Origin of the sequence: Mycobacterium hubeiense (assembly GCF_002838065.1) — a bacterium.
In the GTDB taxonomy this organism is placed as follows: Bacteria; Actinomycetota; Actinomycetes; order Mycobacteriales; family Mycobacteriaceae; genus Mycobacterium; species Mycobacterium hubeiense.
Genome location: NZ_PIZU01000011.1, coordinates 1 through 12,871, shown reverse-complemented (window position 1 = coordinate 12,871; position 12,871 = coordinate 1). Strand labels below are relative to the sequence as shown.

The 12,871-nt window shown below is 68.5% G+C and carries 12 protein-coding genes; 9 read left to right on the top strand and 3 right to left on the bottom strand.

Annotated elements, in window-relative coordinates; all coding sequences use genetic code 11:
* Window positions 1-40: 40 nt before the first annotated feature.
* Together CWS39_RS29150 and CWS39_RS10690 are read left to right on the top strand one after the other, a co-directional pair.
* Complete coding sequence (locus CWS39_RS29150; RefSeq protein ID WP_199178059.1) at window positions 41-1,666, top strand: lysylphosphatidylglycerol synthase domain-containing protein; 1,626 nt, start codon at window positions 41-43, stop codon at window positions 1,664-1,666.
* A 9-nt stretch (window positions 1,667-1,675) separates the two neighbouring features.
* Entirely contained in the window at window positions 1,676-2,461 is a 786-nt protein-coding gene (locus CWS39_RS10690) for a Rossmann-fold NAD(P)-binding domain-containing protein (protein ID WP_102142900.1), read from the top strand.
* Here CWS39_RS10690 and CWS39_RS10685 read toward each other — a convergent pair.
* The 3 genes from CWS39_RS10685 to CWS39_RS10675 are packed head-to-tail and all read right to left on the bottom strand — an operon-like array spanning window position 2,458 to window position 6,086.
* Complete coding sequence (locus CWS39_RS10685; protein WP_102142899.1) at window positions 2,458-3,504, bottom strand: ABC transporter ATP-binding protein; 1,047 nt, start codon at window positions 3,502-3,504, stop codon at window positions 2,458-2,460. The two genes, CWS39_RS10690 and CWS39_RS10685, sit on opposite strands and share 4 nt — an antisense overlap.
* The gene (locus CWS39_RS10680) at window positions 3,501-5,075 is read right to left on the bottom strand and encodes an ABC transporter permease (RefSeq protein ID WP_102142898.1); all 1,575 of its coding nucleotides are present in this window, start codon (window positions 5,073-5,075) and stop codon (window positions 3,501-3,503) included. The genes CWS39_RS10685 and CWS39_RS10680 overlap by 4 nt, the downstream gene beginning before the upstream one ends.
* Window positions 5,076-6,086 (bottom strand): iron ABC transporter substrate-binding protein, encoded by a 1,011-nt coding sequence (locus tag CWS39_RS10675; protein ID WP_102142897.1) that lies wholly within the window; start codon window positions 6,084-6,086, stop codon window positions 5,076-5,078.
* 196 nt (window positions 6,087-6,282) lie between these two features.
* On the opposite strand from CWS39_RS10675, the gene CWS39_RS10670 reads away from it, so the two are divergent.
* The 7 genes from CWS39_RS10670 (at window position 6,283) to CWS39_RS10640 (ending at window position 12,827) form a co-directional block, all read left to right on the top strand.
* A complete protein-coding gene (locus CWS39_RS10670) occupies window positions 6,283-6,672 on the top strand; it encodes a hemophore-related protein (RefSeq protein WP_102143009.1) in 390 nt (129 codons plus the stop codon).
* A gap of 92 nt (window positions 6,673-6,764) precedes the next feature.
* Entirely contained in the window at window positions 6,765-7,133 is a 369-nt protein-coding gene (locus CWS39_RS10665) for a YraN family protein (RefSeq protein WP_102142896.1), read from the top strand.
* Window positions 7,133-8,641, top strand: coding sequence for a YifB family Mg chelatase-like AAA ATPase (locus CWS39_RS10660; RefSeq protein ID WP_102142895.1), 1,509 nt, complete (start codon window positions 7,133-7,135; stop codon window positions 8,639-8,641). The genes CWS39_RS10665 and CWS39_RS10660 overlap by 1 nt, the downstream gene beginning before the upstream one ends.
* The gene (gene dprA, locus CWS39_RS10655; RefSeq protein WP_102142894.1) at window positions 8,641-9,765 is read left to right on the top strand and encodes a DNA-processing protein DprA; all 1,125 of its coding nucleotides are present in this window, start codon (window positions 8,641-8,643) and stop codon (window positions 9,763-9,765) included. The genes CWS39_RS10660 and dprA overlap by 1 nt, the downstream gene beginning before the upstream one ends.
* A 64-nt stretch (window positions 9,766-9,829) precedes the next feature.
* On the top strand, window positions 9,830-10,696 hold the full coding sequence (locus tag CWS39_RS10650; RefSeq protein WP_102142893.1) for a siderophore-interacting protein: 867 nt from the start codon (window positions 9,830-9,832) through the stop codon (window positions 10,694-10,696).
* 24 nt (window positions 10,697-10,720) lie between these two features.
* Window positions 10,721-11,881 carry a lactate 2-monooxygenase gene (locus CWS39_RS10645; RefSeq protein ID WP_102142892.1) on the top strand — a complete coding sequence of 387 codons (1,161 nt, stop codon included), beginning with the start codon at window positions 10,721-10,723 and terminating at the stop codon, window positions 11,879-11,881.
* 43 nt (window positions 11,882-11,924) lie between these two features.
* Complete coding sequence (locus CWS39_RS10640) at window positions 11,925-12,827, top strand: tyrosine recombinase XerC (RefSeq protein ID WP_102143008.1); 903 nt, start codon at window positions 11,925-11,927, stop codon at window positions 12,825-12,827.
* The last annotated feature ends 44 nt before the right edge of the window (window positions 12,828-12,871 follow it).

Below are 12,871 nucleotides of genomic sequence, written 5' to 3'. Positions count from 1 at the left end.
GCACCAGACGCGAGTGATCAACCCGTTAGGGTCGACTCTCGTGGGACGGCGCATACGGACGGTAGCCGGGCTCGTCATATTGGCGATTGCCGTCTGGTACCTCGCACGAGTGCTCGACCGCGAGGCCCTCGCCGCGCTGGGCCGGGTGCTGCGATCGCTGGTCGACGCACCGCTCGGGCTGACCCTGGCGCTCACCTGCTACGCCGCCGCGTTCGTCCTGCGGGCACTGGCCTGGCGGGCGACGCTTCCCGGTCTCAGCGCCGGCCAGTCATGGGCGGCGCTGCACGTCAGCCTGCTCGGCAATCACGTACTGCCGCTGCGGCTCGGCGAAGCACTGCGGGTGACCAGCGTGCTGCGTCGCACCGACCTCGAAGCGCGTCCGGTCATCGCGTCGGCCGTCACGATGCGCGCCGCCGACTTTCTCGCGGTCGCGGGGCTCGCCGTGATCGCCGTGCCGGGTCTGATGCCGCGCCTGGTGGGGCCGTGGTGGTGGGTGTTCGCCGCCGTCGCGGCGGTCGCGGTGGTGGCCGGTCTGGTCTGGTCGATGCGGCTGGCCGCAGGTGGGGCCCAGGTGCGCCTGCCTCCGCTGCCGGCCTGCGCCGCGGTGGTTGCGGCGTGGATCCTCGAATCGACGGTGGTATACGAAATCGCCCGCGCCGCAGGGCATCCCCTGACCCTGACCGAGGCCGTCGCGGTCACTGCGGTGACGATCGTCGCGCAGGCTTTTGCTGTCACGCCCGGCGGCATCGGCACCTACGAGGCCGCCGCCACCGCCGCGATGGTGGCGATCGGGGTGCCCGCCGGGCCTGCGTTCGCCATCGCGCTGACGACGCATGCCGTGAAGACGATCTACGCGCTCGCTGTCGGCGGCGTCGCGCTCGTCGTGCCTGCGCCGTCGTACTGGGGCCGGTGGCGGCTGCCGCGGGAGCTGCCGCAGGTGCCGCCTCCTATCCCCGTCGCGCCCGATGCGCCGGTCGTCGCCTTTCTGCCGGTGCACAACGAGGAAGCCACCGTCGGCGGCGTCGTGGCCGGCCTGTTCGCACAGGATCTCGGGCGACGGCTCGTGGTGCTCGTGATCGACGACGGCTCCACCGACTCGTCGGCCGCGCGGGCGCAGGCCGCGGGCGCCGTCGTCGTGGCGCAGCCGCGCAACCTCGGCCTGGGCGCGGCCGTGCGCCGCGGGCTCGCCGAGGCGATGGAGTACCGCCCCGCCGCCGTGCTCTACCTGGACGCCGACGGCGAATACGCGCCCTCCGACGCGGCGGCCGTGCTCGCACCCGTCCTCGCCGGCGAGGCCGACTATGTCGTCGGCTCGCGATTTTCAGGCGAGATCGGTCGGATGCTGCCGCACCGCCGGTTCGGCAACCAGGTTCTGACCCTGTGGGTGCGCTGGCTCACCCGGCGTCGCGACCTGACCGACGGGCAGAGCGGTTACCGCGCTTTCAGGCCCGCCGCGGCCGCCGCCGCCGAGATCGTGCACGACTACAACTACGCGCAGGTCCTCACACTCGACCTGTTGGCCAAGGGTTTTCGCTATGCCGAGGTGCCGATCACGTACTCATTCCGCGACAGCGGCACCTCGTTTGTCCGGCTCGGCCGCTACCTGAGCCACGTCATCCCCGCTGTGCATCGCGAGCTCAACTCACCGCAGGCCGACGTCGGTTAGGGTCACTTCATGCGCGTGGGGATCATTGGCATGGGCCATGTCGGTCACAACGTTGCGGATCGACTCCGGCGGGCCGGCGTTGAAACAGTGACCTATGACATCGCAGATGGACGTCCGTATCCCGAAAAGGCGCTGAGTACCTGTGCTTTCGTCGTCGTCGCGGTCGGAACACCGCCGGGTCTTGACGGTGCCGCGGACGTTTCGGATGTCGTCGAGGCCGTCAAGCGAATCCCGTGCGAGCGAGTTCTTCTGCGCTCGACCGTTCCCCCCGGGACGACGGACGAGCTCGTCGCCGCCACCAACAAGTCGATTTGCTTCAGCCCTGAATACGTGGGCGAGACAACGTTCGCGAGCAATTCGTGGGACCAGTGGGCTCACGATCAGTCGTTCCAGATCATCGGCGGCGAACCCGAGGACCGGCGCTGGTTCCTGGGCACCCTCACCGCGATCGAGGGCGCCGGCACACGGTTCTTTGAATGCTCGGCGGTGGAAGCAGAAATCATCAAGTACATGGAAAACTGCTATCTCGCAACCAAAGTCACGTTCGTCAACGAGTTCTACGACTTGTGTCAAAGGGTGGGCGCCAACTGGTTCGCCGTTCGAGAGGGCTGGCTGCTCGATCCGCGCGTCGAACGCGACCACACTGCCGTGTTTCCAGACGATCGCGGCTACTCGGGGCGTTGTCTGCCGAAAGATGTTGACGCGCTTCTCTCTTTTGCGCAGAGCCAAGGCCTGCCCATGCCGCTGATCTCAGCGGTGCGTGCGGCGAACGAGCACTACAAACGCGGCAGCTAGGGGAGTACGACTCCGCTGCCGACGACCTCGATGCGGACCTTGGCGTGGATCGGCGGCGGGTTGAGGCTGTGCTGGCGCACGACGATCGGCTCGGTCTCGCCGGCGGGCTCGATGGTCAACAGCACATCGTGGCCGAGGAACTCGACCGCCGACACCGTGCCGACGCCTTCGAGCTGACCGCTGTCCGAAACCACTGTGGCCACGAGCTGTTCGGGCCGCAGCAGCAGTGTCCCGGGGCCGTCGTCCCCCCGCACCGGTATGTGGCCGAGCGCGCATTCGGCAACTCCTGACGAGACGACGCACGGCAGTGTCACACAGTCGCCGAGGAACTCCGCGGTGAACCGGTCGCGGGGCTGCCGGTAGACGTGCTGCGGGGCGCCGACTTGCGTGAACCGCCCGTCGCGCATGACCGCCACCTGATCGGCGATCGACAGGGCTTCCTCCTGGTCGTGGGTGACCAGCAGCGTCGTCACCCCCGCGCCGGAGAGCAACTGCGCGACCGCTTTTCGGGTCGATGCCCGCAGGCCCGTGTCGAGCGCGCTGAACGGTTCGTCGAGTAGCATCAGCACCGGCTGGCGGGCCAGCGCCCGCGCCAAGGCGACGCGCTGCTGCTGACCGCCGGAGAGCTGATGCGGGCGACGCGCCGCGAAAGATGGGTCCAGCGAGACGGTTTTCAACAGCTCCGCGACGCGTGCGCGGGTGCGGCCGTTGCGAATTCCTCCGCGAAGCCCGTACGCGATGTTCTGCTCGACGGTCAGATGGGGGAACAGCGCACCGTCCTGGGCGACATAGCCGACCCCGCGGCGATGGGGCGCTACAGCTGATTCCGGGCTGGCCACCTGTCGGCCCGCGATGGTGACGGTGCCGGCGTCGGGCGTCTCGAAGCCGGCGATGAGGCGCAACAACGTGGTCTTGCCGCAGCCGGATGAGCCGACGACGGCCGTGGTGCTGCCGGGCTCCAGCTGCAGGGTGATGTCATCGAGAACGGTGTTGCCGTTGAAGGACTTTGCGAGTCCGCGGACGTCGAGTACCGGTGTGCTCACAGCGCGGCCACCTTCGTCGACTGGCGGAACAGCAACACCGTCACCGGGATGGCGATCAGCACGAGCATCAGTGCGTACGGCGCCGCCGCGGGGTAGTCGAGCTCGCTGCTGAACGACCAGAACAGCATCGACAAGGTCCGGGTGCCCGTCGGCGCCAGCAACAGTGTGGCCGTCAATTCGGTTGCCACCGCGACGAATACCAGCGAGGCGCCGGCAGCGGCGGCGGGTGCGGTGAGCCGCAGCGTCACCCGAAAGAAGGTCGCCGACGGGGAGCTGCCCAACGACCGCGACGCTTCTTCGAGGCTCGGTGGGACCTGGGCAAGGCCGGCGCGGACGTTGACCAATGCGCGCGGCATGAACAGTAGGACGTAGGCGAAGATGATCAGCGGCACGCTCTGATACAGCGGGCGGGCGACGTGGATGGCGACGGTGACGAGCGCGAGCGCGGTCACGATGCCGGGCAGTGAACTCGTGACGTAGTTGGCGCCCTCGACGACACGGGCGAGCACACCGCGCGACCGCACCGCCACCCACGCGACGGGAAATGCCAGCACCGTCGTCAGGATCGCGGCGACGGAGGCCAGCCCGAGGGTTTGGCCGAGCGCGGTTCCGATGGCGCCGAGTTCCCAGACGTCGGCACCGCCTATCCACAGCCAGCGCGCAAGCGTCAGGACCGGAACGCCGAGCGCCGCCACCACCAATGCCACGACCGCAGCCAACGCCGGTATTGTGCTGCGGCCCAACGGTATCGGAGGTGCTGCCCGCGGTGCGCCTGAGCCAATTCTGGCGTAACGGGCCGACCCGCGCGCCGAAGCTTCGGCAATCAGCAGCGCCAGGCACAGCAGCACGAGCACACCGGCGAGCATGCTGCCCGCCGCACCGTCGAAGGTGACCTGGAATTGCTGGAAGATCGCGACCGTGAAGGTGTTGAAGCGGATCATGGCGAATGCGCCGTATTCGGCGAGGAGATGGACACCGATCAGCAGGCCGCCGCCGAGGATCGCCAGCCGCAGTTGCGGCAACACCACCCGGAAGAACACGCCGGGTGTGTCGGATCCCAATGCGCGGGCGGACTCCTCGACGGTCGGGTCGAGTCGGCGCAGGGTCGCCGCCGCCGGCAGGTACATGAACGGAAAGTACGACAGCGTGGTGATCAGGACTCCCGCCCACAGCCCGTGCAACCCCGGGATCACCCCGACCCAGGCGTAGCTGTTGACGAACGCCGGAACGGCAAGCGGCGCAACGAACAACGGCCGCCAGAACGAGCGACCGGGTAGGTCAGTCCGCTCCACCAGCCAGGCCGCCCCGACGCCGATGACGACGCACAGCGGCACGGTCAGAGCAACCAGAGCGATGGTGTTGAACAGCAGTTCGCCCACCCCGGGGCGCACGACAAGCTCGTAGGCGCGTCGCCAGCCGACGGAGATCGCTCCCCACACCACGTATCCCAGCGGGATGAACGTCGCGGCAACCAGAACCGTCACCGTGGCAGCGACGAGCGGGCCGGGACGAGCGGTCTTGTCTGGCCGCGCGACCGGCGTGGCGGGAAGCGAAACCGTCGGAGCGACCACTTACAACAGGCCAGCCTGCGTCATCATGTCGGATACCTTCTCGGCGTTCAGATTTGAGGGATCGACCTTGGGCGCTTGCAGATCGGCGAGTGGGGGCAGAGCCGGGTTAGCCGATACTCCGCTGCCCACCGGGTATTCGAAGGAGGTGCCCTTCTGCAGCACTTCCTGTCCGGCCCGGCTGGTGATGAAACGGATGAATTGCTGCGCCTGGTCCTTCTTGTCGCTGGATGCGAGCACGCCGCCGCCGGACACGCTGATGAACGCGCCGGGGTCTTGGTTCTTGAAGTAGTGCAGCGCCGTATTTCCGCTGATCTCTTTGGTTTCCGCTTGGTCGCGGTACCAGTAGTAGTGGTAGATGATGCCGCCGTCGATCTCCCCGGCGTTGACAGCTTCGAGGGTGGAGACGTTGTTGTCCTCGAGCACGGCGTTCTGTTTCATGCCCGCGAGCCACTGAGCCGTCGCTGCCTCGCCTTCTAGTTGCAGCAGCGCCGAGACGATGGCCTGGAAGTCCGGCCGTGCCGGCGGTGCGGCCCAGCGGCCCTTCCACTCTGGCCGCTGCAGATCCATCATGGACTTGGGCAACTGGTCGGGCTGCAGCCGTTTGTTGTACACGAAGACGGTGGTGCGCGCCGCGACACCGGTCCATTTGCCGGTGGGCGGACGGTATTGCGGCGGAACCTGATTGAGTGTTTCGGAGTCGAGATCGGCGAACAGGCCGGCGCGTTCGACGGCCGCCATGGCGGGGGAGTTCTCGGTGAGGAATACGTCGGCGGGCGAGGCATCACCCTCGGCGATGAGCTGGTTGCCCATCTCGGTGTCACCGCCGTGGCGGTAGGTCACCTTGATGCCGGTCTCTTTGGTGAAGGCGTCGATCCACTCCTTGGTGAGCGATTCATGCTGGGCGTTGTAGATCAGGAGCTCGTCGCCGCTGCCAGAACCGCAGGCGGTGGCGCTGGCCGCGATCATGGCAACGGCGGACAGTACTGCGGCGACTCTCCAACGTGTCCGCATCAAGAAGGTCCTCCCGAAAGTGCGCCTGACGGTCCGCTCGTCGTTTAGCTGAGGGTTACCTAAATGACCATACCGCCCACCGTGCCCGGACTCGTTGGCTGCGGTAGATCGAACCTGATTGATCTTGACGGGGTTCGGGTACTTCGCTGTCGGGTGCGGGGATGTGACCCTTCGCTTGGGGAATGAGGAACAACCGATGACTATGTCTGCAGGTCTTGGCGGCGTGTTTGCCGCCGGTGTCCTGGGCGGCGTTGCCGCTGCCACGATTGCCTTGCCTCCGGCCAGCGCGGCGCCGCCCTGCAGTGCGGCCGCGTTCGCGACTACGGCCAGCGGTGTGCTCAGCGCGGCCGGGCAGTACCTCGAAACCCATCCCGGAGCCAACGATGTGCTGACCGCGGCGGGCACCAGGGGCCAAGGAGCCGAGCAGTCTGTCCGCGACTACTTCGTGGCGCATCCGCAGGAGTACGCGGAGCTGAGGGCCATCGCGCAGCCGCTGATCGACCAGCAGCGGGGCTGCAACGTCGCGGTGTCACCGACCCAGATCGCGGTGCTTTACGAGGCGATGGCGAACACACCCGCCGCCTGACACAAATGCCTCGGTTGTGGATGAAGTCGTAACTGGGGATAACTAGCGCCCGATCTGCCGGCCCTGTCGGTCGCGCACCGCATGGTGGCGACATGGAAGCGTGGACCCGCGCCGAGCTCGGCGCATTGGGCGAGCAGTTGGCGGTCGACTATCTGACGTTGCAGGGCCTGCGCGTGCTGGCTCGCAACTGGCGGTGCCGTTACGGCGAACTGGACATCATCGCCGCGGACGTTGCGAACCGCACCGCGGTATTCGTCGAAGTCAAGACACGCACCGGCGAGGGGTTCGGCGGTGTCGAGCAGGCGGTGACGCCGGACAAGGTGCGTCGGCTGCGGCGGTTGGCCGGGCTGTGGTTGGCCGGGCAGGACGAGCGGTGGCACGCGGTGCGCCTCGACGTCATCGGGGTGCGCATCGGCCGGCGCCCGACGCCGGAGATCACCCATCTGCAGGCGGTGGGTTGATGGCGCTGGGCAGAGCATTTTCAGTCGCGGTGCGGGGGCTCAGCGGCGTGCTCGTGGAGATCGAAGCCCACATCACGTCCGGGCTGCCGGGTGTGCATCTCGTCGGGCTGCCCGATGCGGCGCTGCAGGAGTCGCGAGACCGCGTCCGTGCCGCAATCACCAACTGCTGTAACAGCTGGCCGATGTCGCGGCTGACGCTGGCGCTCTCGCCGGCGACGTTGCCGAAGATGGGTTCGGTGTATGACCTGGCCATCGCTTCGGCGGTGTTGTCGGCGCAGAGAAAGTCGTCATGGGCCCGGCTGGAGAAGACGGTGCTGCTCGGTGAGCTGGCGCTCGACGGGCGGGTGCGTGCGGTCAAGGGCGTGCTGCCGGCCGTGTTGGCGGCCAAACGCGACGGTTGGCCCACGGTGGTGGTGCCCGCCGACAATCTGGCGGAGGCCAGCCTGGTCGAGGGCATCGACGTGCTCGGTGTGCACACGCTCGGCCAGCTCCGTTCATGGCTGTCCGGTAAGGCGCAGCTCGCCGAGCGCATATCCGCACCGCCGGCCACGCCTGAGGACACGCTCGACCTGGCCGATGTGATCGGTCAGTCACACGCCCGGTACGCCGTCGAGGTGGCCGCAGCCGGCGCGCATCACCTCATGCTCACCGGACCGCCCGGTGTGGGTAAAACGATGCTGGCGCAACGGCTTCCGGGTCTGCTGCCACCGCTGTCGCACGAAGAGGCGCTGGAGGTGACGGCGATCCACTCCGTCGCAGGCCTGCTGTCGGGTGACACGCCGTTGATCACCCGGCCGCCATTCGTTGCGCCCCACCCCACCTCGAGTGTGGCCGCGCTCGTCGGGGGTGGATCCGGGTTTGCCCGCCCCGGTGCGGTCAGCCGCGCGCACCGCGGTGTGCTGTTTCTCGACGAATGCGCCGAGATCGGCGTGAGCGCGCTGGAGGCGCTGCGAACACCGTTGGAGGACGGCGAGATTCGCCTCGCGCGACGCGACGGCGTGGCCCGGTACCCGGCACGGTTCCAGTTGGTGATGGCGGCCAACCCATGTCCGTGTGCGCCCGCGGACCCCCGCGACTGCATCTGTGGCGGGTCGGTGAAGCGCCGATACCTCGGCAAGTTGTCGGGCCCGCTGATGGACCGGGTGGACCTGCGCGTGGAGATGCACCCGGTCAAGGCCGGCGCGTTCGGTGTCGAGGCAGGGGAGTCCACCGGTCAAGTTCGCGAGCGGGTAGCCGCGGCGCGGGCGGCGGCCGAGGAACGCTGGCGTCCGCACGGGATTCGCACCAACGCCGAAGTAAGCGGTGCGCTGCTGCGGCGCGAGTTCCGGCTGAGCCCGTCGGCGATGGCGCCGGTGCGCACGGCGCTGGACCGCGGTCTGCTCAGCATCCGTGGCATGGATCGGACATTGCGCGTCGCGTGGACATTGAGCGATCTGGGCGGGCTCACCTCGCCGGGGCGTGACGAAGTCACTACGGCGCTGAGTTTCCGCCAAGGTGGAGGTGGGTGATGACCGACGATGTCCGGCTCGCGTGGGCCTATCTTTCCCGCGTTGCCGAACCACCGTGTGCCGAGCTTGCGGCGCTGGTGGCGCAGGTCGGTCCGGTCGAAGCTGCCGACATGGTCCGGTGCGGCGGGGTCGAGGAGCTGGCCCCGCATACCGGAGCTCGACGTCATATTGATTGCGCAGCAAGGGATTTAGAGGTTCTCGACCGGCTGGGCGGACGGCTGATCACCGCCGACGACGATGAGTGGCCAACACTGAGCTTCACTGCGTTCGGCGGTGAGCAGGTACTGCGCCGTCGGGAGGGGCGCTCGCCGCTGGTGCTGTGGGCGGTCGGGCCGGCGCAACTGGACGAGGTGGCCGAGCGCGCCGCTGCGATCGTCGGCACCAGGGCCGCCACTGCATATGGCGAGCACGTCACCGCCGATCTGGCCGTGGGGTTGGTGGAGCGCGACGTCGCCGTCGTCTCGGGTGGAGCGTTCGGCATCGACGGAGCGGCGCACCGCGCCACGCTGGCGAGCGACGGGGTGACCGTCGCCGTCCTCGCCGGGGGTCTGGCCCGGCCGTACCCGTCGGGCCATACGACCCTGCTGCGTCGCATCGCCGAGACCGGACTGGTGATCAGTGAGTATCCGCCGGGGGTGCATCCGGGCCGGTTGCGCTTCCTGACCCGCAATCGGCTGGTCGCCGTGCTCGCAGGCGCAACGGTCGTGGTAGAGGCCGGCCTGCGCAGCGGCGCGGCCAACACCGCGGCCTGGGCGCGGATGCTGGGCCGGGTGGTCTGTGCGGTGCCGGGGCCGGTCACATCGTCGGTCTCGGCGGGATGTCACAAGCTGCTGCGCGACGGCGCGCAGCTGGTCTCTCGGGCCGAAGACATCGCTGAGCTGGTGGGCCGCGTCGGCGAACTGGCGCCGGAGGAGCAGCACCCGACATCGCCGCTGGACGGTCTGGGTGAGGCCGAACAGCGGGTGTACGACGCGCTGCCGGCCCGCGGATTTCGCACCGCCGACGAGATCGCGGTGGCCTCGGGTATGCCCGCGCAGCGAATACTCGGGCCGCTGGCGATGTTAGAAGTGGCTGGTCTGGTGGTACAGCAGGACGGCCGCTGGAAGCTGAGCAAGCTGCCGTAGAGCACTTTCACGGCGGCGGCGCTCGTATAGTCGATGAGGCTGGCTAATAAATTTTGGAGGAGCAGTGGCGACACGCCCGATTCACACGTTCGAAGTGGCTCGCACCGAGCAGTTGACGCCGCATCTGATCCGCGTGGTGCTCGGCGACGCAGGTTCGGGGACCGGCTTCGACACGTTCACTCCGAACAGCTACACCGACGCCTACGTCAAGCTGGTCTTCGTCGCCGACGGTGTCGACGTCGCCGCCCTGCCGCAGCCGTTGACGCTCGACAGCTTCAAAACCCTGCCCGCCGAGCAGCAACCCGCGGTCCGCACCTACACCGTGCGCCGAGCCGACACCGAGCGCCGGGAGGTGACGATCGACTTCGTCGTGCACGGTGACCACGGCGTCGCCGGGCCGTGGGCCGTCGCGGCCACGCCGGGTCAGCCCGCCTACCTGATGGGGCCCAGTGGCGCCTATGCCCCCGATGCCGCGGCGGATTGGCACCTGTTCGCCGGCGACGAATCGGCGGTGCCGGCGATCGGCGCAGCGCTGGAAGCCTTGCCCGACAACGCGATTGGCAAAGCGTTCATCGAAGTCGGCGGACCGGAGGACGAAATCGAACTCACCGCGCCGCCCGGGGTGGAAGTGAACTGGATCTACCGCGGCGGCCGCGCCGATCTCGTGCCGGAAAGCCAGGCAGGCGACCAAGCCCCGCTCATCGCGGCGGTCAAGGAGACGCCGTGGCTGCCGGGCCAGGTGCAGGTGTTCATCCACGGTGAGGCGCAGGCCGTCATGCACAACCTGCGGCCCTACATCCGCAAGGAACGCGGCGTCGACGCGAAGTGGGCGTCGTCGATCTCCGGGTACTGGCGCCGCGGCCGCACCGAGGAGACGTTCCGGCAGTGGAAGGCCGAACTCGCCAAGGCGGAGGCTGGCGCCAGCGCGTAAGACCCGGCTGGCACGCTAGCCGTCATGGCATTCGGCGATTACCAACTTGAGATCTATCTGCAGGGGCTGTCCGGCATCGTGCCGACGATGCCGATGGCGTACGCGGACTGGGAGGCCAAGGCGGAGGCCGCAATGCCGCCGTCGGTGTACTCCTACGTCGCCGGCGGTGCGGGTGACGAACGCACCCAGCGGGTCAACCGCACGGCCTTTGACCAGTGGGGGCTCATGCCGCGCATGTTCGTCGGCGCGAAGGAGCGCGACCTCACCGTGGAGCTGTTCGGGCTGCGCCTGCCCTCGCCGGTGTTCATGGCGCCGATCGGCGTCATCGGCATCTGCGCACAAGACGGCCACGGCGACCTCGCCACCGCCAAGGCCGCCGCGCGCACCGGCGTGCCGATGGTGGTGTCCACCCTCACCGAAGACCCGTTGGAAGATGTCGCCGCCGAATTCGGCGACACCCCAGGGTTTTTCCAGCTCTACACACCCACCGACAAGGATCTCGCGGCCAGCCTCGTGCAGCGCGCCGAGGCGGCCGGCTACAAGGGCATCATCGTGACGCTGGACACCTGGATCCCCGGCTGGCGACCGCGTGATCTGTCGACGTCGAACTTCCCGCAGCTGCGCGGTCGCTGCCTGGCGAATTACTTCAGCGATCCGGTGTTTCGCGCCGGCCTGTCGCAGCCGCCCGAGGAGAATCTGCAAGGCGCCGTGCTGCATTGGGTGTCACTGTTCGGCAATCCCTTGACGTGGGACGACCTGCCGTGGCTGCGCTCACTGACCAAGCTGCCGTTGATCGTCAAAGGCATCTGCCATCCCGACGATGCCCGGCGCGCGAAAGACGGCGGCGTCGACGGCATCTACTGCTCCAACCACGGCGGCCGTCAGGCCAACGGCGGGATCCCCGCCATCGACTGCCTACCCGCGGTGGTCGAGGCCGCCGATGGGATGCCGGTGTTGTTCGACTCGGGCATTCGCAGCGGCGCGGACATCGTCAAGGCGCTGGCCCTGGGCGCCACCGCCGTGGGCATCGGCCGCCCGTACGCCTACGGGCTCGCGCTGGGCGGGGTGGACGGCGTCGTGCACGTGCTGCGCTCGCTGCTCGCCGAAGCCGATTTGATCATGGCCGTCGACGGTTATCCCACGCGCAAAGACCTCACACCCGAAGCGCTGCGGCGCGTCGAGTAGACACGCCGCCCGCATCTGCGACGGTAGGGGAGTGCAGGCCCACATCGAGTCGGTGCTCGACGAGTTCGACGAGTACCTCGCGCTCGAGCGCCTTCGTTCCGACCACACCCGCCGGGCTTACCGCGGCGATCTTCGGTCGCTGTTCGACTTCGTCGCCGAACGCGTTCCCGACGCGCAGATCACCAGCCTGACCCTGCCGCTGCTGCGATCGTGGTTGTCCACCCAGGCCTCCGCGGGCGCTGCCCGCACCACGCTGGCCCGGCGCACCTCGGCGGTCAAGACGTTCACCGGGTGGGCGTCGCGGCGCGGATTGCTGCCCACTGACCCGGCCACCCGGCTGCAGGTGCCCAAGGCCCGCCGCACGCTGCCCGCCGTGCTGCGCCAAGACCAGGCGCTAGACGCCATGGCCGCCGCCAAATCCGGTGCGCAGCAAGGAGATCCGTTGGCGCTGCGGGACCGGTTGATTGTGGAGCTGCTCTATGCGACCGGCATCCGGGTCAGTGAACTGTGCGGGCTGGACATCGATGACGTCGACACCTCCCGTCGACTATTGCGCGTACTGGGCAAGGGCAATAAACAACGCACCGTGCCGTTCGGCGAGCCGGCGCAGGCCGCGCTGACGGCGTGGCTGTCCGACGGTCGGCCCGCGCTGGCCAATGACCAATCCGGCCCCGCGTTGCTGCTGGGCGCTCGCGGTCGCCGGCTCGACCCACGTCAGGCCCGCACCGTCGTGCACCAGACCGTCGCGGCGGTCAACGGTGCGCCGGATATCGGGCCGCACGGCCTGCGGCACAGCGCCGCCACCCATCTGCTGGAGGGCGGGGCGGATCTGCGCATCGTGCAGGAATTGCTGGGTCACTCGACGCTGGCCACCACCCAGCTCTACACCCATGTCACTGTCGCCCGGCTGCGCGCGGTGCACGACCAAGCGCACCCCCGCGCCTAGCTTGCGATTTCGGCGCGCGCGGTCGCGCTGACGGGCTGTTGCGA

Excerpts from the sequence above, each read along its gene's own strand:
- CWS39_RS10665 (WP_102142896.1), top strand. The coding sequence starts at position 6,765 with ATGGAAGCGTGGACCCGCGCCGAGCTCGGCGCATTGGGCGAGCAGTTG.
- dprA (WP_102142894.1), top strand. The coding sequence starts at position 8,641 with ATGACCGACGATGTCCGGCTCGCGTGGGCCTATCTTTCCCGCGTTGCC.
- CWS39_RS10675 (WP_102142897.1), bottom strand. The coding sequence starts at position 6,086 with ATGCGGACACGTTGGAGAGTCGCCGCAGTACTGTCCGCCGTTGCCATG.
- CWS39_RS10690 (WP_102142900.1), top strand. The coding sequence starts at position 1,676 with ATGCGCGTGGGGATCATTGGCATGGGCCATGTCGGTCACAACGTTGCG.
- CWS39_RS10670 (WP_102143009.1), top strand. The coding sequence starts at position 6,283 with ATGACTATGTCTGCAGGTCTTGGCGGCGTGTTTGCCGCCGGTGTCCTG.
- CWS39_RS10645 (WP_102142892.1), top strand. The coding sequence starts at position 10,721 with ATGGCATTCGGCGATTACCAACTTGAGATCTATCTGCAGGGGCTGTCC.
- CWS39_RS10660 (WP_102142895.1), top strand. The coding sequence starts at position 7,133 with ATGGCGCTGGGCAGAGCATTTTCAGTCGCGGTGCGGGGGCTCAGCGGC.